The organism is Embleya sp. NBC_00896 (assembly GCF_045207785.1).
Taxonomy (GTDB): domain Bacteria; phylum Actinomycetota; class Actinomycetes; order Streptomycetales; family Streptomycetaceae; genus Embleya.
Window position 1 is genome coordinate 228294 of the sequence record NZ_CP108776.1, and the last position, 25680, is coordinate 253973.

Genomic DNA, 25680 nt, shown 5'->3' on the forward strand with positions numbered 1-25680 from the left:
AGGTGGGCCGGGCCGGTCCGGATCGGCACCCACAGGCCAACCGACCAAGTCGTCACGCCCAGATGTCCATCGGCACGAACCCCGTTCTGCGTCCCTCGGGATCCAGAAGGTGGCCCATCCGCTTGGCGTTGGCCAGCGTCAACCACCGGTCCTCGATGGTGAGTTCGGGGAATCGCTCGGCAAGATGCGCCTCCAGGCGGCGGGTGTCGGGGATCGACCGTACCCAGGCGGTGATCAGCAGGCTGTGCCGTGCCGCGATCGAGGCGCACATGCGCACCTCGGCCACGGCGGCGATCGACGCGCCCACGTGGGCGAGATGCGCACTGGGCACGTTCGCCAGGTAGTGCACGAACACCGGGAAGCCCGAGACGCTGTGCGCGATTTCGCAGCGTGGGACGACGCTGCCCTCGCGAAGCATGCGCGTCACCCGGCGGCGTACGGTCGACTCGCTCATGCCCGTGGCCTCGGCCAGTTCGCCGTAGCCGAGGCGCCCGTCCGCGCCGAGCGCGATGAGCAGCGGGCGGTCTTCGGGGGCGATGGTCCCGATGCCCGCCGGCGGTGTGTCGTCGCCCGGGCGCAGCAGGCCGCGTTGGTGGGGGTCGAGGGAGCGCAGGTCCCAGCGGCTGCCTTCGGTGAACAGGTGGGTGGCGATCATGCTGCGGATGGCGGTGACGCCTTCCTGTGCGCCGATGACCTCGATCGCCAGTCTGGACAGCGCGGTGAGGTCGGCGACCATCACGGTCAGCAGGAGATCGGTACCACCGGACACATGTTCGATACCGGTGATGTGCGGGTCGCGCAGCAGGCGCTCGGTGACCGCGTACACCCGTGCGGGGTGGCAGTCGACCTCGACGTACGCCGAGCAGTTGACCTGCAGGACGAACGGCCCGCCGTAGGCGGTCACCCATGCCAGGCCGCGTGAGCGCAGGCGTTCCCAGCGGCGCGCGGCGGTGATGGCGCTGATGCCCAGGGCCTGCCCGATCAGCGTCCACGATGCGCGCGGTGCCGCTTGCAGCGCGTTGACCAGCGCCAAGTCGGTCTCGTCCAGGGTGGTGGGCCGCATCTCGCCGGTTGGCGGAAATTCGGCGGAATGCTTCATCATCGACCTCTGAGTGACTCTTCTCGACAAATTTCTCGGGATTCTATCCCGTAAGTCTCATGCTCCAAGGGTTCACGAGAAACGACGACCCCGGGAGCAGTCCATGCGTGTCGCAGTGCTTCTGCTGATGGTGCCCGTGACGGCACTGCTGGCGACGGTGTGGCTGCCGTTCGTCAACGCCCCGCACATTTGGCTCGGTATGCCGTCGATAATGACCTGGAGCGTGGGCTGGGTGATCGCCCTCACTCCCGCGCTCGGGTACGTCGAGTACCAGCGCACGCGCCGCGGGAACGGGGGCGGCCGATGAGCACGACCCTGGCCGTGTCCGTCGTGGGCATGCTGCTGATCGCCGGACTCGGGGTGCTCGGCCGCCGCAAGCCGGCCGCCAACCTTGAAGAGTGGACGGTCGGCGGGCGCCGCTTCGGTGCCGTGACGACCTGGTTCCTCCAGGCCGGTGAGGTCTACACGACCTTCACGTTCCTCGGTCTCGCCGGCCTGGCGTACGCGTCGGGTGTCGGCGTTGTCTACGCGCTGCCGTACCTTCCCCTCGCGTACGTCGGCATGTACGTCGTCGCTCCGCTGGTGTGGCGGATCGGCAAGGAACGCGGCTACCTCACCCAAGGCGACTTCTTCGCCGACCGCTACGGCAGCCGCGCACTGGGCACGCTGACCGCCGTGCTCGGCGTGGTCTTCCTGCTGCCCTACCTCCAGCTCCAGATCACCGGCCTCGGCCTGGTCGTCGAGTTGGCCACCGGCAGCAGCGGCTCCGGGACGGCGAGCATGATCGCCGCGTCCGTGCTGATCACCGGCTTCGTCCTGTGGTCGGGCATCGGCGGCGTGGCGCGTGCGGCGTACCTGAAGGACGCGCTGATGGTGCTGGTGCTGATCGTGCTGGCCATCGCCATCCCCGCGCACTACGCGGGCGGCCTCGGCGAGGTCACGCACCGGCTCGCCGACACGCACGCGGCCAAGCTCACCGTGCACGACGGGCCGTTCGACCGCATCTGGTTCTTCACCAGCATGGTGACCAGCCTGGTCAGCGTGATGTTCATGACCATGCCGCACGGCTGGCCCGCCATCCTGTCCGCCAAGGACGAGAAGGCCTTGCGGCAGAACAGCATCTGGATCCCGTTCTACAGCGCCAGCCAGGCGATCCCGATGCTGATCGGGTTCACCGGCATCGTGGTCGCGGGCGCGGCATCCGGCGGCCCCAACGGCATACTGCTGTACCTGACGAACGGCGCCATGCCCGACTGGCTGGTCGGCGTCGTCGTCACCGCGGCGGCCGCGTGCGCCATGGTGCCGTCCGCGGCGATCGTGCTCGGCATGTCGTCGCTGGTCGCCCGCAACATCGTTCGCACCCGCAGCGAACGCTCGGGCCTACTGGTCAACCACACCACCGTCGTCGGCGCCGTCGGCGTGGCGCTGGTCCTGGCCATCAAGCGGCCGGACGCCCTGACGAACCTGCTGCTGCTCACGTACTCCGGCCTCGCGCAGATGGCGCCCGGACTGCTGTATGCGCTGAACCGTCGCCGCCCGCTCGTCGGCGCGTGGTCGGTGGCGGCCGGAATCCTCGCAGGCGAGGCGGTGGTCATCTGGCTGACGTTCGGCGACGACGGCCACGCCGTGGACACCAACCACGTCAGCGCGGGGCTGATCGGCCTGGGCGTCAACCTCGCCGTCGGCCTCCTCGTCGAAGCCGCTCGGCGCCTGGTCGCCGGCACGCAACCGACGGTCGACGCGATGCCGCGCCCGACGGAGAAGGCGGCCGCGTGAGCCCGGCACCGGCTGAGACCGGGACCGGGACCGCGACCAGGCGACACAACGGGGAACAAACGAACGAATGGCACACGCAATGACGACCCAAGGCATCCACGGCGGCACGGCACCCGCTCCGGCGAACACCCTGTCCCACCCGAACGAGCCCACCGCGAAGATCTTCCGATCCCGCCGCATCATCACCCTCGCCGACTCGGGCGGCGCCGCGGCCGCCGAACCGGAAGCCATCGCCACCTTCGGAGACCGCGTCGTCGCCGTCGGAGACGTCGCCGACCTGCGGCCGCGTCTCCCCGGAGCCGAGCTGGTCGACCTCGGCGACGCCGTCGTGGTCCCCGGCTTCAACGACGCGCACTGCCACCCCGCCGGGTTGGCGGACACCCGCATGCGGGTGCCACTGACGCCGCAGACCCTGGCGGCCGCCGGCGGATCGCGCAACCCGCTCGCGGAGCGCGTCCGAGCGACCCCGCCCGGAGGCTGGGTGGTGGCCGAGGGATACGACCCCAACGCCGACCCGCAAGGCCGCCTCGACCGTGCGGCCCTGGACGCGATATCCGCCGAACACCCGGTCCTCGTCGTGCACTTCTCGTGCCACATGGCCGTCGCCAACTCCCGAGCCCTGGGACTCGCCGGCTACCGCGACACCGACCTCGACCCGCACGGGGGCACGCTCGGCCGCGAAGCGGACGGTCGGCTCGACGGGTGGATGTACGAGGGCGCGTGGTTCGACCAGTGGTTCCGCCCGAGCGGCGCCCCCGAGCTGCTGGGCGAGTTCACCCTCGACGACCTCGTCCCGTCGTTCGTCGAAGTGGTCCGCGAGTTCCACGCGGCGGGCATCACCTCCTGGTGCGACGCGTTGGTCTCGCCGCGCGAACTCCGGCTGTACCAGGAAGCCGCGCACCGCGGGGTCCTCACCGCCCGCGTCGGCATGCTCATTTGGCACCGCTACTTCGCGGACCTGGCGCGGACCGGACTGCGCACCGGTTTCGGCGACGAGCACCTGCGGCTGGTCGGCGTCAAGCTCATGATCGACGGCGCGCTCGCGGGCGGCACCTGCCTGTGCCGCGCCCCGTACCCCAGCCAGACAGGCGCCGACAACGGCATCCAACTCATGACCGACGAGGAGTTCGCCGAAACGGTCCTCGCCGTCCACCGGACCGGCAGCCGCGTCGCCGTGCACGCGAACGGGGACTTGGCCGTCGGCAAGGTCCTGGACGCCATCGAAGCCGCCCGCGCCGAAGTCCCGGCGTACGCGGGGATCAATCACCGCATCGAGCACTGCAGCCTCGTCGACGACAGCCTGATCGAGCGCATCGCCGCGGCCGGGATCACCCCCGTGCCGTTCGGCTCGTTCGTCCACGACCACGGCGGCAAGCTCCGCGGCTACTACGGCGACGAACGCGCCGCCGCGGCCTGCGGCCACCGCCGCTTCCTCGACGCGGGCATCACCGTGGGCGGCTCCTCCGACCACCCGGCCGGCCCCCTCCCGCCGCTGCTCGCGATCCGCACCATGGTCACCCGGCAGACCCGCGACGGCGAAGTCCTCGGCCCGGACCAGCGCATCAGCGCCCGCGAAGCCCTGGCCGTCTACACGACCGGCTCCGCCCACGCCACGGGCGAAGGCCACCTGAAGGGCCGCCTCGCCCCGGGTATGCTCGCGGACTTCACCGTCCTGGGCGAGGACCTGCTGTCCGTCGCACCCGAACACATCGCGGACATCCCGATCCTGTCGACTTGGGTGGGCGCCCGGCAGGTGTGGGGCGCGTAGGAGCCCGACCGTGTCCGGAACCGGCGCACGGACCGGTTGGCGGCGCCGGAGTCCCGGCCGGACGATCGTCGACCGCGTTGGCGAGCGGCTGCGGTCGTGTTGCGCCGGGCCCGGCCGGCGGACGTCGCCGCGTGCCGTGCCGCTCGCCAACGCATCTCAGCGTTAGCATGCGTCCCATGTCGGACGCCCTGCCCCGTCCCGAGCCGTTCACCCGCAGGCCGCCCCCACGGCGCTCGAGGACCTTCGGGCGCGGTTGCGCGCGACGCGCTGGCCGGACACGCCGGAGGACGCCGGGTGGTCGCTCGGGTCCGACCTCGCCTACCTCCGCGAGCTCGTCGCCTACTGGGCGGACGGGTTCGACTGGCCGGCCCAGGAGGCGGCGCTCGCCCGGCTCGCCCGCTTCCGCGTACCGCTCGACGGCCTCGGGATCCACTTCGTGCACGTCCGGGCCGTCGCGCCGGCCGGGCCCGTCCTGCCGCTGGTCCTCAGCCACGGCTGGCCGGACTCGTTCTGGCGCTACGCGAAGGTCGTCCCGCTCCTCACCGACCCCGGCGCGCACGGCGCCGATCCCGCCGACGCGTTCGACGTCGTCGTGCCCGACATGCCGGGCTGTGGCTCGAGCGCACGGCGAACGTCGTGCGCGTGACCGAGCCCGCGCGCGGCGGTCACTTCGCCCCGTTCGAGGAGCCCGAGCTCTACGCGGAGGAACTGCGCGCGTTCTTCCGCCCCTACCGGTCGGCGGCAACGGGCTGACGGCGCCGCCGCGCACCCGGCCGGCAGGTGGAGGGCCGATGTCGCCTGCCGCCAGGAGACCAACCAGCGGCGCCGCATTCCCGTTCTCGGTCACGAAGCCGTGGTTACTGCGGGTCCCGGTGCCCCAGTTGGCCACATGGTTGGGGACGGCCAGGGAGTCTTCGTAGACGACGCCCATCCCGTTCTGATCGCAGCCGACGGACTCCATGTGCAGGTGTGCGGGATGGTGCGGCCTTCGGAGTAGAGCGGTGTGATGCGGTGCCGCATGGTCAGCGTCGGGTTCGCCTGAATGAAGTCGTAGACCTTCTTGTCGTACTTCTCGTAGCTCCTCATGCTCTCGTCCAGACGGCCGCGGTCCGCACGCAGGCGGGGCCGACAGGTACTGCCCGTTCCCGGCCATGTGCACGGAGGGCACGTTCTTGCGGCGACGGGGCCCATTACCGACTATGCACGGCGGCCAGGCACCACCCATTCCCTCGGGTCGCCGTCGGGCCGGCTGGTGGTTCCGGCGGCAAGGTCCTGGAACCCGGCGAGGCGGTTGCGGACGGAGTCGGCCACGTAGTCCTCGAGGGACGTGGCGAGCCCGAGTCCGATCAACACCCGTACGCGTTCCACCGCTTCCGGAGACAGGCTGACCCGGACCTCGGCCCCGCCGCCGCGGGTTGGTTCGATACTCATCCGGCGGACGGTACCGCCGCCCACCGACACCACCCGCGTCCGAGCCGCCATGTCCCGCCCATCGAGACCTCGCCGAACGCGCCGGCCACGCCTGATGATGCCTGCATGTCGTTTCTCTCCTTTCACGGTGCCGTGTTCTTCGACGTCGACGGGACGCTGGTCCCGGGCACCAGTTCGTCCGCGTTCCTCGCCGGCCGTCTGGGCCATCTCCGGCCGTTGGCGGCGGCCGAGGAGGGGTACGCGGGCGGGCGGCTGACGAACCAGGAGGTCTCCGAGATCGATGCGCGCGGGTGGGCCGGTGCCTCGGCCGCCGAAGTCCGCGGCTGGCTCGCGGAGTTGCCGCTCGTGGTCGGGATCGACGAGACGATCCGATGGTGCCGCGCCCAAGGCCTCGCCCCCTTCCTCGCCACGCTTGCCTGGGATCCGGTGGGCGGGTACCTGACCGACCGCTTCGACTTCGAAGGCTTCTGCGGCGCGCGGCTCGCCGTGGAGTCCGGGCGGTACACGGGTACGGTCTCCCGGGACTTCGACGAGTTCGGCAAACGCGACTACGCCGCGCACCAGGCCCGACGCCTCGGACTGGCCCGGCACCGCTGCGCCGCCGTGGGAGACAGCCGCTCCGACCTACCCCTGTTCACCGACGTCGGCTTGAGCGTGGCCTTCAACGGCGACGCCGCCGCACGCCGAGCAGCACACGCCGTAGTGGACGCTCCCGACCTGCGCGCCATCGTCCCGACCCTCGCTGCCTGGGCCGAACGCCTGTGACCGGCATGCGCTCGTGGTCCGATGGGGGCACGCCGTGTCCGGCCGGATGGAACGTGGGCAGCTCCTGGCTTCGTTTCCGTCGGTCCGGGGGTGCGGATCTCGGCCGACTGCCCGGGGCGCAGCGCCGCCACGGCGGGTCTGCCGGCGATGTGCGCGCTGAACGCGCCACGATGTCACCGGCGGGGCCGAGGATCTGAACGAGTTGCTCGTCGTCCTCGGTGACCGCCAGAGCCTGCGGCTCCCTCCCGGCCTCCAGTACCGCGGCGACCTCCTCGGCGCGCACCCGGGTGGCCGATCGCACCTCCTTGGTCAGCGTGTCCCGCTACGCGCCCACCAGTGCCAGGGCCCCGATCAGGAGCGCCAGGCCCACCACGACCACCGCCGCGGTGGCGTCGATTTGCGGCGTAGCGGGGCAGGTGGCGCCGGTGGGGAGGGCCGCGCCGCCCGGTCTCGTACATCGAAGTGCGCATCCGCCTCTCGTTCGGCGCGTCGACGCGCCGGGGTGTTCGGGCCGCGAGGCTTGCGGGGTCGGGCGTCGACGACGGCGAATCGACGGGATCGGACGGCGGAGGCGACCACCATGACGACGGACGAGGGCAAGCGCGAGTCCACTGCGGCAGCGGGCTGGCTGGAGGGATTCGGCTGGGCCGCGACGGTGCAGGGGGTCGGCGCGGGGATCTCCTGGTACGGCTTCGACACGCGCTTCGGGGTGGTCGCGACCAGGGCCATGCAGCCGTGGGCCTCTACCGTGCTTGTGGCACTCGGCGTGGCCCTGATCGCCGCCGCCTACCGGGAACGGGCACGCGTGAAACGGGTCCACCGGTGATCGCGGTGTGACGGGAATGGCCGTCGTGGATACGCGGGTTCGGGCGTCGCGGAGAACCGGAGGGGCTCGACGCGCGGGCGGGCCGGCCGGTTACGGTTTCCGGAGTGGGATCGGGGTCGGGATCGGCATCGGAGCGGGGAGTCGGAGTTGAGTTTCGAAGGGCGTATCGAGTATCGGTCGGCCCTGCCGCGGGACGGGGCGGGGATGGGCGCGATCGACGACTCGTTCACAACGGACACCGTGTACGAAGTCGTGGTGGAGGAGGAGGCGTTCACGCTTCGGCCGGTCTCCGTGGATCCGCCGCTGGTCAAGGTCTTCCCCGCGGAGGACGAGGGCGAGCGCGAGGATGAGGATGAGGATGAGGACGACGCGGACGACGAGTCGACCGGCCGACACGTCGTGGTCGCAGTCCACGGCGAGACCGACGCCGACGCCGAGACCGACACCGACACCGACACCGTCTGTGGCTACGTCGAGGTCGAGGTGCAGGAGTGGAATCGCCGCCTGGTCGTGCACGTGATCGCGGTCGCTCCCGGGTATCGCGGGCGCGGTGTCGGCGCGGGCCTGATGGAACGGGCCCTCGCGTACGGGAGCAGCCACGGCGCGCGCACGGCCTGGCTGGAGACCACCAGTGTCAACGTCCCCGCCGTGCGCGCGTATCGACGGATGGGCTTCGTCTTGTGCGGCCTCGACACCACCCTCTACAACGGAACGTCGAGCGAGGGTGAGACGGCCCTGTTCATGAGCAAACCGATCGACGGCGGGTAAGGAACAGGGGGCGCCTCCCGCGTGGTCCAGGGCGTGGTGGGTCAGGGGGCGACGGACAAGACGATCTTTCCGGTGGTGCGGCCGGTCTCGCCCAACATGTGGGCTTGAGCGGCTTGTTCGAGGGGGAAGACCGCGTCGGCGATTACGCGCAGGCGGCCGTTCTCGACCAGGGTGGTGATCTCCCGCAGGGCGTGGTGGTCGGGTTCGACGAGCATGAACACCGCCCGTACGCCGACCGCCTCGGCCTCCTTGACCGGGAAGGTGTCGTCCGGCGGGAGGATCGAGATCAGCATGCCGCCCGGGCGCAGGGTGCGCAGGGAGCCGGCCCAGGTGGGGCCGCCGAGGGCATCCAGGACGACGTCGACGTCGCGGACGGTCTCGGCGAAATCCCGGGTGCGGTAGTCGATCGGTTCGTCGACGCCCAGTGAGCGCAGCAGGTCGTGCTTGGCGGCACTGGCCGTGCCGATGACGTACGCACCGCGGGCCTTGGCGATCTGGACGGCCAGGTGGCCGACGCCCCCGGCGGCGGCATGGATCAGTACGCGTTGCCCGGGCTGGACGTTCGCGGTGTCCACCAGGGCCTGCCAGGCCGTCAGCGCGGCCAGCGGCAGGGCGCCGGCGTGGATGTGATCGAGGCCTCGGGGGCGTGGGGCGAAGTGTCGGGCCGGGGCGGTGACGTACTCGGCGTACGCGCCCGCCGGGTGCGGGAAACGCGGCATCCCGAACACCTCGTCGCCCGGCTGGAAGAGCGTCACCCCGCGGCCGACCGCCTCGACCACCCCCGCGACGTCGAAGCCGAGGGTGAACGGCGGCTTGGCTCCGGTGGAGAACGCGCCTCGGGCTCGGCTCTTCCAGTCCGCGGGGTTCACACCCGCCGCGTGTACCCGGACCAGGATCTCGCCCACGCCCGGATCCGGGCGCCTCGTCTCGACGACCTTGAGCACCTCCGGGCCTCCGGCGGCGTCCTGGACGACGGCGCGCATGGTGGTGGTGGTGGGGACGGTGGAGGTCTGGGACATGACGATCTCTTTTCGGCGCGTATTTCTTGTGGTTCGTGCCGGTTCGCTTGGGCACGTTCCCAGCCTGCCGGAGCCGGAAGCCCCCCAGTAGTGGCCCGATGGCCAATGAGTGAAAGGATCGGGCCAGGCACGACTTCGGGTGCGGCGTCGATGAGGTTCGTCATTCCGTCGCCCGGCGTCGGCGCGGTCGGGCACACAGACGGCCCCGCCGCGATGGTTGCGACGGGGCTCGGCCGGTGGATCGTCAGCCCAGGACCTTGACCGCCTGGTAGTAGGTCCACGCCGTGCTGTTGCACGTGGCGCGGGTCACCGCGCCGTAGCGGGCGCACACGCGCTTGAGGTCCTCGTAGAAGGCGCTGTCGATCCGCGACTTGTTCGCGCTGAAGGTGCCCGCCGCCTTGTAGTTGCGGTAGCCGAAGTCATGGCGCGCGCACGAGACCTGGAAGGGGAAGCCGAAGGGGTTGTCGGGCGAACTGCTGCAGTAGTCGGTCGACCAGTCGAAGGCGTAGGCGGACCAGGATCCCTGGTTCTGGCGTGCGGAATACCAGGCGTTGTAGCTGTCTACGCTCGTTTGGGTCCAGCTTGACAGTACTTTCGGCTTGTCCGCCGGGGCGGCGTGGACGGGCAGGGCCACGCCGACTCCGGCGATGGCGGCCACCGCCGTGGCGGCAAGGGTTGTGGTCAGCCGACGCATCAAATACCTCCAATATTCCGACGCTCCCCGTATGGACGTCGGGTCAGGGGTGTGCAGCCGAACTCCGAACTCCCCGCCGTCCACCGGAAACGCAAGGCCCGAGTGGAGAACGGGGAGCGCAAGCCATCCCACAGGGTGAAGCGGTCGGTAGTCCATAGTTCGACCCCGCCGCATTCGAAAATTCACTCGACCGGTCCTTCCCGTTCGCGGCGACGCGGGCGAACGACCGATGCGGGCGATGCAACCGACGCGGCCGATGCGGCCGACGTAAGGCGCGGGCACGGGTGTCGGGAGCATGCCGCAACGCGGGCCGACCACGACCGATTCGTAAAACTCGTGCAACTCGCGTGTGAACACTGAGGGTTCGAGCCCCCGCACCGGGCCGGGGCGCGACCTTTGCCGCGCCCGCCTCCCGGCCGCGGACCGCCCCCGCGCCTCGCGCCATGGCGACCCGCGCGACCTCGTCATCAGCGCACTTCGCCTCGCCGCAGGCACGTTCGCGGCACCCGCGTCACGACGCAACACCCTCTGCCCGAAGCCCTCTTCGGCGCGGAGAGCGGCACATCGCGGCACTTGACGTGACGATTGGTCCAGGCCAATATTTCAATTGGTCTGGACCAAGTGCCCCGCGCTGCGGTCCATCCATCGGCACTCCAGGAAGGCCCGGCTGACCTTGCCCAGTACACGAAGCAGCGAACTGACGACCCTCGCCTACAAGATCCTCCAGCCCGGCTTCAAGGGCACCGAGGCACCGGAGTGGCTGCTTCGCCGGATCGGCGAGGGCCTGTCGGGCGTGGTCCTGTTCTCCCGCAACATCGCCAACGCCGGGCAACTGGCGCGACTCACCCGGCAACTTCGCGCCGAGAACCCGGACCTCGTCATCGCCATCGACGAGGAGGCCGGCGACGTCACCCGGATCGAGTCGCTGACCGGCAGCACCCGCCCGGGAAACCTGGCGCTCGGCGCGATCGACGACCCGGATCTGACGGAGGCGGTGGCCCGGGACATCGGGCACGAGCTTCGCTCGGCGGGAATCAGCCTGACCTACGCGCCGAGCGTGGACGTCAATTCGAATCCGAACAACCCGGTCATCGGCGTCAGGTCCTTCGGTGCGACCACGGACCTGGTGGCCCGGCACTCGGCCGCCTGGATTCGCGGTCTCCAGTCCGCGGGCGTGGCGGCCTGCGCCAAGCACTTCCCCGGACACGGCGACACCGAGGTGGACTCCCACCACGGACTGCCCACCTACAACGCGTCGGTCGAGGTGATCCGGGAGCAGGCGCTGCCGCCGTTCCGGGCGGCGATGGAGAGTGGTGTCCGGGCGGTGATGAGCGCTCACCTGCTCGTCCCGGCCTACGACCCCGAGCTTCCCGCCACGCTGAGTCCGCGACTTCTCGTGGATCTGCTGCGAACGGAGATGGGCTTCGACGGCCTCGTCATCACGGACGGCATCGAGATGGGAGCCGTCAGCGGCCTCTACGGCATCGCCGGTGCCACGGTGCGGGCCGTGGCCGGCGGTTCCGACGCGGTGTGCATCGGTGGGGAGAGTTCCGATCCGGAGGTCGTCGACCTCCTGACTGCGGCGCTGGTGGTCGCCGTCCGTGACGGTGGACTCTCGGAGGATCGGCTCAGGGAAGCGGCGGCGCGCGTGGAGGAGTTCACCGCCTGGTCGAAGGGCATCTTCCGAGCCGCCCCGCCGCATCGGATCAAGTCGGACATCGGCTTCGTGGCCGCCCGTCGTGCCCTTCGCCTGACCGGGGCCGACGCCGAGGTCCTGCCGCTCGGCGCTGCACCGCACGTCGTGGAGCTCATCCCGACGATGAACCTCGCCATCGCCAAGGAAACACCCTGGGGGGTGGCCGCACCGCTGCGCGAACGACTGATCGGGACGACCTCGGTCGGGATCCACGAGGAGGACGTGAACGGCGAGGACCTCTCCGTACTCGACCGGTACGTACTGGGGCCGGCGACCGAGCGGCCGCTGGTCATCGTGGTCCGGGACGCGTCCCGACACACCTGGATGGCGAACTCCCTCAAGCACCTGCTGAGCGCCCGTCCGGACGCCATCGTGGTCGAGATGGGTCTGCCGACCGCCGAGACACAGGGAGCGGTGCACATCGCGACCTACGGAGCCACCACGGCCTCGGGCGTGGCGGTCGCCGAGGTGCTTGCGGGCTGACGCCCCTCGCGGGGGATTCGGCGCGCACGGCCGGCGGCGCGGCGATCCCGTACCGGGCCGTCGGGCGCGCCGCCGGCGGAAAAAGCGCTGCCGCGATCCTCCGGCCCGACGTCCGTCGACGCGGGGACGAACCCCCGTGTCCTGTAACGGCGTTCGACGACCCTCGTCCCGGGTCGGCATCCCGTCGCAGCACGAGCGGCGGGCCGAGGTCGCGGCGTGCTCTGCCCCGGCAAGCCGGCCATCCGCCCATCGCGCCGAGGCGACCGGTCGATCCGGTCGATCCGGTCGAACCCGGCACATTCGAACTCTGGAGTGGTTGCATGCCCACGCCCGACCGATACCTGTATCGAGCCCCTTCGGACATCCCGTACTTCAGCGCGGACGGTGAGACGTACCTGGCGCAGACACCGCTCAGGGATCTCCGAAAGTCCCGACCTCTTCGCGTGTTGTCGCAAGAGGACTTCGCCTTCTGGCAGACCTACGGCTACGTCATCGTCAAGCAGGCGATCCCCACCGCCGCGGCGGCCCGTCTGCTGGAGTTCACCTGGGACTTCCAAGGACTCGACCCGGCCCGACCGGAGAGTTGGTACTCGGATCATCGACGGTTCCGGTCGGACCTGGACCGAGAACTGCACATATACGGGTTCGTGGAGGCGTACCACCACCAACTCCTGTGGGACAGCCGTCAGGCACAGCGCGTCTACGACGCGTTCGTCGACGTGTGGGACTGCGAAGAGCTGTGGGTGACCCTGGACCGGCTCAACCTCAACCCGCCCAACGTCAAGGATCGCGATCGCGCGCACATCGCGCCCACGGACAAGGGGTTCGACATCGAACTCCATTGGGATGTCGACACCACGCTCGGCGTGCTGCCCCAGCGGGTCCAGGGGATCATCGCGCTCAACGACACCCGGCCGGAACAGGGCGGATTCCAGTGCGCGCCCGAGTTGTTCCGCCGGTTCGACCAGTGGAAGGTCGCTCAGCCGGCCGACCGCGATCCCATCAGACCTCGGGTCGACCGCGCGGAGTTTCCCGTGATCCGACCCGAACTCCAAGCGGGCGACCTGCTGATCTGGAACGGTCTGCTCGCGCACGGGGTGGCACGCAACGTCTCCGAGAGCGGCGTTCGCGCGGTCCAGTACCTCTCCATGATGCCCGCGCTGGAAGCACACGAGGAGATGCGGCGATCCCGGGTCGACTCGTGGCGCCGGCTCGGCACGCCGGACTGGAACAAGACGCTGGTCGGCGACGCGACGAAGCATGAATCGCTCAGGTACGGCACGGCCACGCTGAACGATCTCGGCGCGAAGTTGTTGGGGCGCGAATCCTGGCGTGGGCGGAACTCGAAGAGTCGACCGGAGAACTGGCATGCCCAAAATCTGCCTGACCCTGCCCACGAACAGGCCCTGCGCCGCGACGATATCGGCCATCGGCGAGGAAGCCGCCCACGCGGCCGAACACTTCGATGTCGAGGTGCACCTGCTGATCCTGGACTCCTCCGACGAACGGGCGCTCGCGGAGCACGCCAGGGTCGTCGGCGAGGTCGCCGGGGCGCCGAACGTCATCTGGCATCACCTCGGCGAAGCGGCGCAGCGGCAGTTTCTGCGGGAGGTGATCGACCGCGCCGGCGTCGCCAAGCCCGAGCTGATCCTCGATCTCATGTTGCCGGCCGACGTCTCCTACGGAGCCTGCACCAATCGCGCGTTCCTGATCGCCGGTGCACTCGGGTGTCGATCCGTACACCGCAGGGATTCGGACAGCGGCTATCAGGTCCTCGACGGTGCGCCGGTGTTTCCCGTTCACCACGAACTCATGTCGCTCGGCAAGCGCGCGATCGACGCGGTGGACGGCGTATCCGAGAGCACGTTGGCTCCGGAACTCGCCGACCGGCCGGTGGTGTTGGTGGGCAGTTCGTTCGTGGGCGAGCTCTCCGTGGACATCGGTGAGATCCAGCGGCTCGACCCGGACGTCTACCACGACGTGGTCAGCCTGTGGGCGCCCGCCCAAGCGTCGGACGAGGAGAAGAGGCAACTCGTCGCCGAATCCTTCACGGGAGCCGGCACCGACCCCTTCGTCCGGGATCGATCGACCCTGACGATCGTCGATCCCATGCGGCTGGACATGTGCAATATCAGTTTCGATCACGAGGTGTACGACCGCGTCCCGCTGCCACCGGCGACCGACACCATCGGCAGCGACTACTTCCTCATGCACCTGGTCCACGACGCCCGGTTGCCCGGCGTCCTGCACAACCGCAACATCGTGAACTTCTACACCAAGGAACGGCGAACGGACGCCGGATTCATGGCGTACCAGCTGCGGTTCACGAAGTTCTTCCTGTCGATGCTCTACTTCAATTTCATCTACGCCGGGATGGCGGCGGCCGACGCGGCGCTGCTGGACGATCGCCACCGCGTCCGCGCGTCCACGATCGTCGCGTTGGCCAGGGAGAGCACCTGGCTGGACAGGGCAGAGAACGAACAGCGACTGAGGGAACTGGACCGTTCCTATCGAAAGCTGGGCGGTAGATATGCCGAGTTCGCCGACATCCTGGCGTCGTGCGGTCGGCAACTGCTCGACGAAGCTCGGCAGGACCTCGAGGAATTCGCCCTGCTGATCGAAGCGTGGGACCCGCTGATGCGGGCGAGCAAGGCCACGAGCCTCTACCAGCCCATCCCGTAGCCGGATCCAGACCAGCACTTAGGCACATGAATATACATATGCACGCCGCCCTGGCCGCCGCCTCCGAGGACCAGCTCGTCTTCGATCTCGCCGGAATCGAAAGACAATACGAATCGCTGACGCGGGAACTACCCGGCGTCGACGTCCGGTTCGCCATGAAAGCCTGCCCCGTGGACGAGGTGCTCACCTGTCTCGCGAACAAGGGCGCCGGTTTCGACGCGGCGGGTCCCAACGAGATCGCGCAGGCGATCCGGACCGGCGTACCGATCGGCAGGATCCACTACGGCAACACCATCAAGTCCGACCGGAACATCGTCGACGCCCATCGTCTCGGCGTCCGCGACTTCGCGACCGACTGCCTGGAGGACGTGGCCGCGATCGCCACCCATGCCCCGGGGGCACGGGTGTTCTGCCGGTTGGCCACCAGCGGGGACGGGGCGCTCTGGGGCCTCAGCCGGAAGTTCGGCTGCTCGGGTGCCGACGCGGTGCGGGTGATGGAGGCGGCGCGGGACGCGGGCCTGACGCCGTCGGGGCTGTCGGTTCACGTCGGCTCACAACAAATGACGGCCGAGGCCTGGAGAGAGGCTCTCGAACGCCTCTCCGAGGTGCTCGCCACCCTGAATCGGCGAGGGATCTTTCCGGACCACATAAACCTCGGTGGCGGCCTGCCCGCCCTCGGCTATCTCGACAAGCGGGGCAGGTCGCTGGATCCCCCGGTGGACAAGATATTCGCGGTCGTCCGAGAGGGAATGCAGCAACTCCGGGGGATGTCGGGGACTCCCCTGGAATTCGTCATGGAGCCGGGACGTCACTTGGTCGCCGATCACGGTGCCATCAAGGCGCACGTTTCCCGACTTTCCTCGCGGCAACAACTGAGCGGCGAACGGCAGTACTGGCTGTACCTGAGCTGTGGAAAGTTCAACGGATTGTATGAGATGGACGAGCTGCAATACAAGCTTGTCTTTCCCTCCCACGCCGACGCGGAATACGTGCCGGCCGTGGTCGCGGGCCCCACGTGCGATTCGGACGACGCCTATGCGCACGAGGACAATCTCGTTCGAGTGCCCGAGGCGGTCGAATCCGGGGATCCGGTCTGGATCCTGTCGTCCGGCGCCTATGCCACCAGCTACATGACGCAGGGGTTCAACGGTTTCAGCCCGCTTCCGTACACCCTGATACACGGCGAACAGTCGCCCCGTGTCGGCGTATCCGTGGGTGGTCGGAAGTAGATGGCCTCCGACGTGCATATCCGGCGGATCACCGACGACGACTGGAACGGCATCGTGGCGCTGGAGGCCGGCGCGTACACCGACAGCGCGCTGTCGGAGGAACGGGCCGCGCTGGAGTCCAGGGCGCGCGCCTCACCGGCCACGTGCTTCGTACTGGAGTGTGATCGGCGACTGGCGGGCTATGTTCTGGCGCTGCCCTATCCGATGTTCCGATACCCCGATCCGACCAGACGGGAGGAGATCGCCTTTCGCTCGCCCAATCTGCATCTGCACGATCTCGTCATCGCCGAGAATCTGCGCGGGAGGGGGTTGGCGAAGCGTCTTCTGCGCCACCTCACCACGACGGCCGGATCCAGGGCGCACGAACGGATCTCCCTGATCGCCGTGGGCGGCAGCGAGACCTTCTGGTCGACGAACGGATACAAGGCCCATCACGAGGTCGAACTCCCCAGCAGTTACGGCCCGAACGCGGTGTACATGTCCCGGGCGGTATGAGGTGTCGCGCCGAGACGTCGACGCCGTAGCCGTAGCCGTAGCCGTAGCCGAAATCGAAGCCGACCAGCGATCCGCTGCACGGATCACCACCGGAAGACAAGTGGGCTGATTCATATGTTTCGCGTTCGCGTTCGCGATCCGTTCCGCAGAGCGCAGTTGGCGATCGCGGCGTTGTTCTGCTTTCTCGGGTTCCAGTACGGCACCTGGGCTTCGCGGATCCCCACGATCAAGTCGCGGCTCGATCTGAGCGAGGCGGAGATCGGGCTGCTGTTGATGGCCACCGGTGTCGGCGCCGCGGCCTCCTATCCCCTCCTGGGGATGCTGATGAAGCGACTGGGCTCGAAGCGCCTCGCGTCGTTGTCGGCCCTCGTGCTGGGCCTGCTTCTGCTCGCGTTGGCCGCGGCGCCGAACTATCCGGTGGCGCTGGTGGTGCTGCTCTGCGACGGCGTCGCCGTGGGCTGCCTGAACGTCGCCATGAACGCGCAGGGCGCCGCGCTCGAGGTCGAGTTCCGGCGCACGACCATGGCCAAGCTGCATGCGACGTTCAGCGCCGGGGCGCTGTTCGCCGCGCTCCTGGCGTCCGGCATGAACTGGTTGACCTCGTCCACGGGGGCACACTTCGCGGTGGCCACCGGCCTGCTGTTGCTGCTGGTCGGGTCCACCCGGTCGGGATTGTTGACGCAAGACCAGCCGACGGACGATCCGGAGCCGGTGAAGAAGAGCCCCCGCAAGTGGAGCGTGCCGGCGCGCATGACGCTCTGGATGGGCTGCGCGATGGCCTTCGGCACCGTGACCGAGGGCGCCATGAACGACTGGTCGGCGCTGTATCTGGAGGACGTCGTCGACGCGCCCTCCGAACTGGCACCGATGGGCATCGCCGTCGTCTCCGTCATGATGGTGCTGGCCCGGATCTTCGCCGACGGCCGGCGCAGCCGCTGGGGCGACGGGCTCGTCGTCCGGGTCGGCAGCGCGGTGGCCGGTGCGGGGCTGGCGCTGGCCCTGGTGGTCGGTGGCGTGGTGCCGACGCTGATCGGGTTCGCGTGCGTCGGGCTGGGCGTCGCGGCCGTGACGCCGTGCGTCTACGTGACCGCCGCACGACAGGGCCCGGACGCGTTGGCCCTGGTCGCCACCATGGGGACCGTGGGCCTGCTGGCCGGACCGGCGGTCATCGGCTTCATAGCGAACGCGAGCAGCCTGGTGTGGGGCATGGGCGCGGTCGCGGCGGCGGCGATCCTGGTGTCCCTGTGCGCCACGCGGATCCGTTGGTCGACCCTCGCCGACGCGACCTGATTCCGGGCGGGGTGCCGCGTCGGGTGCGCCGCGGAGGGGTGAGGCGTGCCGGGCCGGTACATCCTTCGGTGTAGGCCCGGCAGACGATGTCCCGGCGTTCGGTCCGTGCTGGGATGGGCACTTGGAGGCGGTTCGGTCGCCCTCACGGATCGGTAGGCGCGGGGGAAGTATGAACGTTTGGCTGCTCGCCTCGATCATCGCGGTCGTGGCGATCGCGGTGGTGATCAAGCGGCTGGTGGGCGAACCGCCCAATGCCCGGGACCTGTTCGGGCCGCCGGTGGTGCTCGTCGCACTCGGGATCTGGTCGCTGGCCGAGGTCGACGGGCTGACCGGCACCGACATCGGATGGGTCGTCGGCGGTGCGGTGCTCGCGGTGGGGCTGGGCGCGGCGCGGGGGGCGACCGTGCGCGTCTACCCCCAAGACGGGATGCTCTTCCAGCGTTATACGGGCCGGACGTTCCTGGCCATCGCCGCGACCCTGGCGGCGATGGCCGCCTTCGGCTTCGTGGCCGTGCGAATGGGCATGAACGAGGATGCCTGGCCGATCAAGCTGTCCATCGGCCTCGGCTTCCTGGGTGAGGCGCTGGTCGTGGGGGCGCGTGGTCTGGCCGTCGGAACACCCTTCGCCCCCGAACGGCCCGGCCTGCTCGACGGGTACACCCGGCGCTGAGCACCGCGCGTCCGCGATGCTGCGGGACGCGCCCACGGACGGCGGAGTGCGCGCTCGCCGGCAGCAGGCGGTGAGTTGATATGGGGAAGGGCACACCGCCTGCTGTCGAGAATGCGAGGAGACACACTCCATGACGACCGAGAACGATCTCGGGACCACCGTGAGCGAACTGCGCCACGATGTCGAAAGGCTCGTCGGGAACGTCGGCGCGGTGTCGGCGGCCGGCGACTACAACGAGGTGAACGACTACAAGAGCTATCTCGGGCGCCTGCACACGCTGATGGACGACGCGCGTTTGCAGCAGCTCGGCGAGGCGGAGCGGTACGCGTTCGGTGACGCCTTTCGCAACGAGGTGAACTGGGTGAGGTCGCCCGAGGCGAACCAGGATGCGATCCCGGCTCGCTTCAAGGCACTTCGAGCCGTGTGCAACCCGATCCTCAGGAAGGCGGGCATCACGCTCTGACGGACGCGCGCGGGCAGGTGGCGCGATCCCGCCGCCGTGGTGGACCGGGTCGCCGCGCCGGCCATCCGGACCGCGAGCACGGGGGTGTGGGCTGTTTGGTCATCGGTCGCCCCCGACGTCGCACGACGCGGCCATGTGCGGCCGGCCTCGTGGCGAGCGGACCACGAGGCGGCCGTCGGTCTCGTACCGGTGTTGTGGGTCAGGCGGGCGGGCGGTTCGACAGGGTTTCGGTCAGGGCGCGCTTGTCGATCTTGCCGATTGCGGTGAGGGGAAACTCGGTGACGGCCGCGATGCGGTCCGGCATCTTGAAGGCGGCGACGCCCCGGTCGACCAGGAAGGCGCGGAGTTCGGCGAGGGTGGGTGCGGTGTGTCCGGCGGCAAGGACGACCACGGCGCAGATCTGCTCGCCGCGGGCGGGGTCGGCCAAGCCGATCGCCGCGCACTGTCCGATGCTCGGGTGGGCGCGGACGTGGGTTTCCACCTCCTCGGCGGAGACGCTCTCGCCGTTGCGGTCGATGGTGTCCTTGACCCGCCCCTCGACGACCAGGTGTCCGGAGGGGAGTCGGCGCACCAGGTCGCCCGAGCAGTAGAAGCCGTCGGCGGTGAAGGCCGTCGCGTTGACCTCCGGTGCCCGGTAGTAGCCGCGGAGCGTGTAGGGCCCGCGGACGAGGAGTTCGCCGATCTCGCCGGGCGCGACCTCGCGCCCTTGCGCGTCCACGATCCGCAGTTCGTCGTCGGGGCTCAACGGGCGGCCCTGGGTGGTGGCCACGGTTTCGGCGTCGTCGTCGGCGCGCGTGTAGTTGAGCAGTCCCTCGGCCATGCCGAACACCTGTTGCACGGCGCAGCCCAGGCCCTCGGGCACGGTCCGGGCGACCTCGGCGGACAGCTTCGAGCCGCCGGCCTGGAGCAGCCGCAGACTGGAGAGGTCGCTGTCGTCCCATTCCGCGGTGTCCAGCCACAGCGGGATCAGCGGCGGGACCAGCGCCGTGTGCGTGACCCCCTCGGCCGCGATCAGCGCGAACGCGGCGTCCGGTGCCGGGGACGGGGACAGCACCACGGTGCCGCCCACGGACAGGGTGCCGAGCATTCCGGGGCAGGCCAGCGGGAAGTTGTGCGCGACGGGCAGGCACGCGAGGTAGACCGTGTCGCCGCCGAGGTCGCAAGCCTGGGCGCTGGCCCGGGCGTTGTAGCCGTAGTCGTCGTGCGTGCGCGGGATGAGCTTGGGCACGCCGGTGGTGCCGCCGGACACGAGCAGCAGCGCGACATCGGCGGGGTCGGGCTCGGGTCGCGGGCGGGGCTCGCCGTCGATGGTGTCGAGCGCGACGTACGGCCCGGGGTCGCCCGCCACGAGCACATGGCGCAGATCGGGCGCCTCCGCGAGCACCTGCGCGGCCAGATCGCGGTAGTCGAAGCCCGCCACCTCGTCGGCCACGACGTAGGCGACGGCGCCGCTCAGCCGGGCGAGATGGCCGATCTCGGTGAGCCGGTGCGCGGGAAGGGTCAGCACGGGTATCGCGCCCAGCCGGGCCAGCGCGAAGAAGAGCACGGGAAAGGGGGCGACGTTGGGCAGTTGGACCAGCACCCGATCCCCGGAGCGGATCCCGAGCTCGGCGAGGCCGGTGGCCATCCGGTCGGCGCGCTCGTCGAGTTGACGGTACGTCAGCCGCTGGTCGCCGGCCACCACCGCGAGTCGTTCCGGGTATTCGGCGGTCCAATCGCCCAGCAGGCGCCCCAGGGTGCGGCCGTCCCAGTAGCCGGCCTTGCGGTATTCGGCGGCCGTTTCCGCCGGCCATGGTGTCAGGCCCGAACTTAGCGACGGCGCAGGAGAGTTGGGATGACTCATCGGGTTCGTCGACCTCCGCGTTGATGACCGCTCAGGCGAATTGGAGTTTGGTTAGGCTAGCCTAAATCTCATCTGTGTGTCCTTGCCGGATGGAAAGCGGCTGGTCCGGAACGGCCCGGAACGGCCCGGCACAGAACGGCTGGAGCACAGTGCGACTACCCGGAATCTCCGGTGTCGGACACGGCGCGGAAGAAGCGGGCGGGTCGGTGGCCGTCGTGTCATGGTGGGCGCATGGCGATCCTCTCCGACTTCGTCGGCGCGTGGGCGGGCACGAACGGGTTCCGGTTGATGCCCGGTGACCCGCTCACCGAGTTTCCGGCGGCGGCGACCGTGACGGTCGCGGCCGGCGGCCATCTGACCTCGGTCGGGTATTCCTGGCGGCACCCGGACGACGGGCCGCAGGACGGGCTGGTCGTGCTCGGGTCGGCCGGCGACGACGGCTCCCTTGTCGCCATGTGGGCCGACTCCTGGCATCAGCAGCCGGTGCCGATGTCGTTGTCGGGGCGCCCGGGAGTGGACGCGGGGGTCGAGCTCGCCGGCGGTTACGGCGACGGCTGGGGTTGGCGCGTCGGGTTCGAGGCCACCGGGGACGGGGGTCTGCGGATGCGGATGGACAACGTGATTCCGGAGGAGCAGGCAACCGCCGAGATCTCCGCCGGGCCGTACCCCGTGATGGTCATGGACCTGCGCCGCGCCTGAAGGAGCACCCAAACGTCCGCACCGGTACCGGGCCGGGGCGCGCTCGTGGGATAGCCGCGCCCGGGACGGCGGCGTCGCGGCGGTCCGAGGCGCGGCGCGGGCGCGTCTCGGGGTCGGGTCGAGTCGGGGAAACCGCCGCTCGGCGCCCGCACGTGAGCGGCGGACGGGCGGACGGGCCGACGCTCGGTGGGACGGCCGAGACGATGGGGTAACCGCTCCGGTCCGCCGGGACCTTCGGCGTTCGTGGTGGGCCGGGTGGCCCTGGGGTAGAGGCGTCGGACCGAGTTGACTGAGGTCGTACCGCCCGGGTCGATCGGCCGAACGGCGGCCATAGCCGACGCAGGAGACTCCGTGATCACCATCGCAACGACGCCGAGTGGTTCGAGCACCCATGGGGTCCCCGAGGACCGGGTCGTCGTTCACGTCCGCGGCGAGCTCGATCTCGACAGCGTCGCCGCCATCGAACCGACACTGTCGGCGCTGGCTCGGCACGGCCGTTCCGCCTTACGGCTCGACCTCGGCGGCCTCGACTTCTGTGACAGCTCCGGGATCAACCTGTTCCTGCGCATGCGAACCCGCTGCGCCCGCTCCGGAACGCGTCTCACGCTGACGGGAATCGCCGGACAACCGGCCCAGGTGATTCGGCTGGTGCGACTGGCCGAGGCGATCGACTGCCATTTCACGACCGCGGCGCCGCCGAACGCACCGCGACGCCGAACGGGGACCCGGGCGTAGCGTGCGGCCACCGCTCCCACCCGCGCCGTCCTCGTTCGGCTGAGCGGCCGGACGACTCGGGCCTGTTGCGAAAGGGATCAAGAGACTCGGCCGGCGTCCGATACGGGTCGTGTGAAGCTGGCGTCATGACTGATCAACCCGAGGTTGTTGTCGTCCGTTGGCCAGGTCGGAGCCCTTCCGATGAGGGCGGGTTGGCTGAGCTGTTGGCGGCCTACCATCTGCGTACGGAGGCAGAGAAGGGCGAGGCCGTTGCCGGTGTGGACGGGCTGCCGGACCGCTATCGGGCGGAGATCCTGGACCCGCGGACCGCGTTCGGCGGCGATGTCGTGCTGGTGGCGTTGAGCGGGGACACCGCCATGGGCTGCCTTGTGGTGACCGCCCCCGTCGGGGGTCGGGCGGAGCTGAAGAGGCTGTGGACGGACCCGGCATGCCGAGGCCGGGGTATCGCGTCCGGGCTGGTCGGCGCCGCGCTTGCGCACGCCGCGGAAAACGGCGTCGAAACCGTTGGGCTGTCGGTGTGGACGTGGCGGACGGGTGTCATTGCCCTGTACGAGCGGCTCGGGTTCACCGTCACCGAATCGTGGGACGAGCGGGATCAACTGGTCTGCATGGAGCGCGCTTTGTGAGTGGTCACAGCGTGCCGGAGCGGTACCACCGCCACCGGGCAGGGGGCGTGGTGGACCTGATCGGGCCCCGGCACGGCGCGCAACGGCCTTGCGGTGGACGCTGATTGGCGGCAACCGGCCGTTGTGCCCGGGCGATCGGGCCGGTCGGCCCTGGGGGCGCCGCAGTGCACGCGGGAAGGTCGGGACACGGCCCGAGCACGAGACGCACCAACCGAACGCCGGAGCACCACTCGGCGACACACCACCGCGCCACACTGGGAGGGAACCCACCATGACCACGTCACAGGACCACCGCCCGAGCACACGCTTCCACCTGCCGCACCGCGCATCCGCGAAACACCCGGCGCCCGCGACTCCCGGGACTCCCGCGGACGGTGCGACTCCCGCCGCCGGCGCTCGGCACGCGACCGTCGTGGGTACCCGGATCGGCGCCGCCGACGCCGCTCTCGCCGGTCTGCGGGTGGTGCTGGGATTCGCGTTCCTGTGGGCGTTCCTCGACAAGACCTTCGGCCTCGGGTACGCCACCCGCAGCGGCAAGGGCTGGATCGACGGCGGCTCGCCCACGCGGGGATTCCTGTCGCACGTGGACGTCGGCCCGATGGCCTCGACCCTGCGCGGCTGGGCCGGCGCCGGATGGGCGGACTGGTTGTTCATGCTCGGCCTGCTCGGGCTCGGCGTCGCGCTGACCTTCGGCATCGGTCTGCGGCTCGCCGCCATCGCCGGCACCGCGATGATGGCGCTGATGTGGATGGCCGAATGGCCCCCGGCCAAGCACCTCGACAGCGGTGCGGCGAGCGGCTCCACGAACCCGTTCGTGGACTACCACCTCGTCTACGCGATCGCCCTGGTGGCGCTTGCCGCGTTCGCGGTCCGCAGCCGCCTGGGCCTGGGCGCCCGTTGGGCCCGCCTGCCCATCGTCGAGCGCAACCACTGGCTGCTCTGAACCGCGCGGTCCGACGCGGTCGGACCGGCACGTCCGGGCGCCCCTCAGTACTCCGACACCTCCAGGAGGTTCGCATGTTGCACAGGAAGATCGAGGACGTCATGACGCACGACGTCGCCACCGTCGGCACCGACGCCGGATTCCCGGAGATCGCCGGCCTGTTGGAGACGTGGCGGGTCAGCGCGTTGCCGGTGGTCGACGACGAACGCCGCGTACTCGGGGTGGTCTCCGAGGCCGACCTGCTGCACACGCGGATCGCCCAGGCGCGGGCCGACGCGATATCGCCTGGGCCGCACCGGCGCACCGGCCGGGAGCCCAAGGGCGTGGGGCACACCGCGCGGGAGCTGATGACCTCGCCCGTGGTGACCGTGGATCCGTTGGCCGGCACCTTGCGGGCCGCGCGCCTGATGGACCGTCACCACGTCAAGCGCCTTCCGGTGGTGGACGGTTCCGGCCGACTCGTGGGCATCGTCAGCCGCCGCGACCTGCTGCGCACGTTGCTGCAGCCGGACCCGGTGATCCGCACGGAGATCGAGGAGGGTGTTCTGCGTGAGGCGTTGTGGCTGGAACCCGGACAGGTCACCGTCGAGGTCCAGGACGCGGTCGTGCGGCTGTCCGGCAAGGTGGACAACCGCAGCCTGATCGACATCGTGGTGCGGCTGTGCCGGGCGGTCGAGGGCGTGGACAGCGTCACGCACGACCTGACGTACGAGTTCGACGACAGTCACCTCAAGCCGGGTCCACCCCGCTTCAAGCGGCGCGCGACCGGTCGCTGAGTTCTCCTCGGCAATCGGTCGCCGAGGAGAACTACCGCCTCCCCCGGGCGCGTTGCCCGCGGCCGGGGGATGGCCCGGGCGGACCGTCAGGGGTGGGCGCGGTCGGTGCCGTGGTGCAACTCCGTGGCGTACACGGCGGCTTGGACTCGGCGTTCCAGCCCCAACTTGTTCAGCACGGCCGAGACGTAGTTCTTGACGGTCTTCTCCGCCAGGCCCAGGCTCTCCGCGATCTCCCGGTTGGTCTGGCCCTGGGCGATGTGTTCCAGGACCTGCCGCTCCCGTTCGCTCAGCCCGTCCGGGGTCGGGTCGGCGGCGGGCCCCCTGCGGACCCGGTCCAGCACGCGTGTGGTGACCGCCGGATCGAGCAGCGACTGGCCCGCGGCCACGGCACGCACGGCCGCGATCAGGTCCCGACCGCGCACCTGCTTGAGGATGTAGCCGGCCGCACCCGCCATGATCGCCGCGAACAGCGCCTCCTCGTCGTCGAACGAGGTCAGGATCAGCGCCTTGATCTCGGGGAAGCGCGAGCGCACCTCCCGGCAGACGTCGATGCCGCTCCCGTCCTGGAGTCGGCCGTCCAGGATCGCGACGTCCGGCCGGAGCGCGGGGATGCGTCGGGTCGCCTCGGCGGCGGACCCGGACTCGCCCACGATCTCGATGTCGGGTTCACCGCCGAGCAGGTCCGCGAGGCCCCTGCGGACCACTTCGTGGTCGTCGAGGAGAAAGACTCGGATAGGCGGTGTCGACATGCCCCTCCTTGGGATGATCCGCCGGGAACCGGCTTCGGGCGCCGACTCTACCGACGCTCCTCACCGTAGTGGTGGGCCGACCCGACCAGAACCCACCGACGGAGCAACCGACAACCACGCGAGACGACCGACGCGTCACGGGGGTCACGGGCCTC

General features: G+C 70.1%; 25 protein-coding genes and 1 pseudogene. 20 read left to right on the forward strand and 6 right to left on the reverse strand.

Annotated elements, in window-relative coordinates; translation table 11 throughout:
* Positions 1-52 precede the first annotated feature (52 nt).
* Complete coding sequence (locus tag OG928_RS01100; protein WP_406277716.1) at positions 53-1102, reverse strand: Lrp/AsnC family transcriptional regulator; 1050 nt, start codon at positions 1100-1102, stop codon at positions 53-55.
* Between the two features lie 100 nt (positions 1103-1202).
* Between OG928_RS01100 and OG928_RS01105 the strand changes: the two genes are divergently transcribed.
* From OG928_RS01105 to OG928_RS01120, 4 genes are all read left to right on the forward strand, one after another.
* Entirely contained in the window at positions 1203-1406 is a 204-nt protein-coding gene (locus OG928_RS01105; protein WP_406277719.1) for a hypothetical protein, read from the forward strand.
* Positions 1403-2875: a sodium:solute symporter gene (locus tag OG928_RS01110; protein ID WP_406277722.1), complete on the forward strand. Its 1473-nt coding sequence runs from the start codon at positions 1403-1405 to the stop codon at positions 2873-2875. The genes OG928_RS01105 and OG928_RS01110 overlap by 4 nt, the downstream gene beginning before the upstream one ends.
* Positions 2876-2954: 79 nt before the next feature.
* The gene (locus tag OG928_RS01115) at positions 2955-4643 is read left to right on the forward strand and encodes an amidohydrolase (protein WP_406277724.1); all 1689 of its coding nucleotides are present in this window, start codon (positions 2955-2957) and stop codon (positions 4641-4643) included.
* Positions 4644-4896: 253 nt separating this feature from the next.
* On the forward strand, positions 4897-5289 hold the full coding sequence (locus tag OG928_RS01120; RefSeq protein WP_406277727.1) for an epoxide hydrolase: 393 nt from the start codon (positions 4897-4899) through the stop codon (positions 5287-5289).
* 551 nt (positions 5290-5840) lie between these two features.
* Here the strand turns inward: OG928_RS01120 and OG928_RS01125 are convergent.
* Positions 5841-6074: a hypothetical protein gene (locus OG928_RS01125; protein ID WP_406277730.1), complete on the reverse strand. Its 234-nt coding sequence runs from the start codon at positions 6072-6074 to the stop codon at positions 5841-5843.
* A 105-nt stretch (positions 6075-6179) separates the two neighbouring features.
* Between OG928_RS01125 and OG928_RS01130 the strand changes: the two genes are divergently transcribed.
* The 3 genes from OG928_RS01130 to OG928_RS01140 all read left to right on the forward strand — a co-directional run bounded on the left by OG928_RS01130 (position 6180) and on the right by OG928_RS01140 (position 8433).
* Positions 6180-6839: an HAD family hydrolase gene (locus tag OG928_RS01130; RefSeq protein WP_406277733.1), complete on the forward strand. Its 660-nt coding sequence runs from the start codon at positions 6180-6182 to the stop codon at positions 6837-6839.
* 580 nt (positions 6840-7419) lie between these two features.
* Positions 7420-7665, forward strand: coding sequence for a hypothetical protein (locus OG928_RS01135; RefSeq protein ID WP_406277736.1), 246 nt, complete (start codon positions 7420-7422; stop codon positions 7663-7665).
* A 147-nt stretch (positions 7666-7812) separates the two neighbouring features.
* Positions 7813-8433 carry a GNAT family N-acetyltransferase gene (locus tag OG928_RS01140; protein WP_406277739.1) on the forward strand — a complete coding sequence of 207 codons (621 nt, stop codon included), beginning with the start codon at positions 7813-7815 and terminating at the stop codon, positions 8431-8433.
* Positions 8434-8474: 41 nt separating this feature from the next.
* Here OG928_RS01140 and OG928_RS01145 read toward each other — a convergent pair whose 3' ends face one another.
* Positions 8475-9452, reverse strand: a complete 978-nt coding sequence (locus OG928_RS01145) for an NADP-dependent oxidoreductase (protein WP_406277742.1) — start codon at positions 9450-9452, stop codon at positions 8475-8477.
* 244 nt (positions 9453-9696) lie between these two features.
* The gene (locus OG928_RS01150) at positions 9697-10146 is read right to left on the reverse strand and encodes a phospholipase (RefSeq protein WP_406277745.1); all 450 of its coding nucleotides are present in this window, start codon (positions 10144-10146) and stop codon (positions 9697-9699) included.
* A 673-nt stretch (positions 10147-10819) separates the two neighbouring features.
* Here OG928_RS01150 and OG928_RS01155 point away from each other — a divergent pair.
* The 8 genes and pseudogenes from OG928_RS01155 to OG928_RS01190 all read left to right on the forward strand — a co-directional run bounded on the left by OG928_RS01155 (position 10820) and on the right by OG928_RS01190 (position 19154).
* Entirely contained in the window at positions 10820-12325 is a 1506-nt protein-coding gene (locus OG928_RS01155; RefSeq protein ID WP_406277748.1) for a glycoside hydrolase family 3 protein, read from the forward strand.
* 320 nt (positions 12326-12645) lie between these two features.
* Positions 12646-13712: pseudogene (locus OG928_RS01160) on the forward strand (phytanoyl-CoA dioxygenase family protein).
* The gene (locus OG928_RS01165; protein ID WP_406277751.1) at positions 13694-15007 is read left to right on the forward strand and encodes a DUF6271 family protein; all 1314 of its coding nucleotides are present in this window, start codon (positions 13694-13696) and stop codon (positions 15005-15007) included. Before OG928_RS01160 ends, OG928_RS01165 begins: the two are co-directional and overlap by 19 nt.
* Positions 15008-15045: 38 nt before the next feature.
* Complete coding sequence (locus OG928_RS01170; RefSeq protein ID WP_406277754.1) at positions 15046-16236, forward strand: type III PLP-dependent enzyme; 1191 nt, start codon at positions 15046-15048, stop codon at positions 16234-16236.
* Entirely contained in the window at positions 16237-16731 is a 495-nt protein-coding gene (locus OG928_RS01175) for a GNAT family N-acetyltransferase (protein ID WP_406277757.1), read from the forward strand.
* A 114-nt stretch (positions 16732-16845) separates the two neighbouring features.
* Positions 16846-18021 carry an MFS transporter gene (locus OG928_RS01180; protein ID WP_406277760.1) on the forward strand — a complete coding sequence of 392 codons (1176 nt, stop codon included), beginning with the start codon at positions 16846-16848 and terminating at the stop codon, positions 18019-18021.
* Positions 18022-18190: 169 nt separating this feature from the next.
* On the forward strand, positions 18191-18691 hold the full coding sequence (locus OG928_RS01185) for a DUF1453 domain-containing protein (protein ID WP_406277763.1): 501 nt from the start codon (positions 18191-18193) through the stop codon (positions 18689-18691).
* 130 nt (positions 18692-18821) lie between these two features.
* On the forward strand, positions 18822-19154 hold the full coding sequence (locus OG928_RS01190; RefSeq protein WP_406277765.1) for a hypothetical protein: 333 nt from the start codon (positions 18822-18824) through the stop codon (positions 19152-19154).
* Positions 19155-19353: 199 nt separating this feature from the next.
* Here the strand turns inward: OG928_RS01190 and OG928_RS01195 are convergent, their stop codons facing one another.
* Positions 19354-20997 (reverse strand): (2,3-dihydroxybenzoyl)adenylate synthase, encoded by a 1644-nt coding sequence (locus tag OG928_RS01195; RefSeq protein WP_406277768.1) that lies wholly within the window; start codon positions 20995-20997, stop codon positions 19354-19356.
* A 231-nt stretch (positions 20998-21228) separates the two neighbouring features.
* Between OG928_RS01195 and OG928_RS01200 the strand changes: the two genes are divergently transcribed.
* The 5 genes from OG928_RS01200 to OG928_RS01220 all read left to right on the forward strand — a co-directional run bounded on the left by OG928_RS01200 (position 21229) and on the right by OG928_RS01220 (position 24776).
* On the forward strand, positions 21229-21696 hold the full coding sequence (locus tag OG928_RS01200; protein WP_406277771.1) for a hypothetical protein: 468 nt from the start codon (positions 21229-21231) through the stop codon (positions 21694-21696).
* Positions 21697-22047: 351 nt separating this feature from the next.
* The gene (locus tag OG928_RS01205; protein WP_406277774.1) at positions 22048-22431 is read left to right on the forward strand and encodes an STAS domain-containing protein; all 384 of its coding nucleotides are present in this window, start codon (positions 22048-22050) and stop codon (positions 22429-22431) included.
* Between the two features lie 125 nt (positions 22432-22556).
* Entirely contained in the window at positions 22557-23057 is a 501-nt protein-coding gene (locus OG928_RS01210; protein WP_406277777.1) for a GNAT family N-acetyltransferase, read from the forward strand.
* Between the two features lie 271 nt (positions 23058-23328).
* On the forward strand, positions 23329-24000 hold the full coding sequence (locus tag OG928_RS01215; protein WP_406277780.1) for a hypothetical protein: 672 nt from the start codon (positions 23329-23331) through the stop codon (positions 23998-24000).
* 74 nt (positions 24001-24074) lie between these two features.
* Entirely contained in the window at positions 24075-24776 is a 702-nt protein-coding gene (locus tag OG928_RS01220; RefSeq protein WP_406277783.1) for a CBS domain-containing protein, read from the forward strand.
* An 86-nt stretch (positions 24777-24862) separates the two neighbouring features.
* Here OG928_RS01220 and OG928_RS01225 read toward each other — a convergent pair whose 3' ends face one another.
* Positions 24863-25525 (reverse strand): response regulator, encoded by a 663-nt coding sequence (locus OG928_RS01225; RefSeq protein ID WP_406277786.1) that lies wholly within the window; start codon positions 25523-25525, stop codon positions 24863-24865.
* Positions 25526-25680 lie beyond the last annotated feature (155 nt).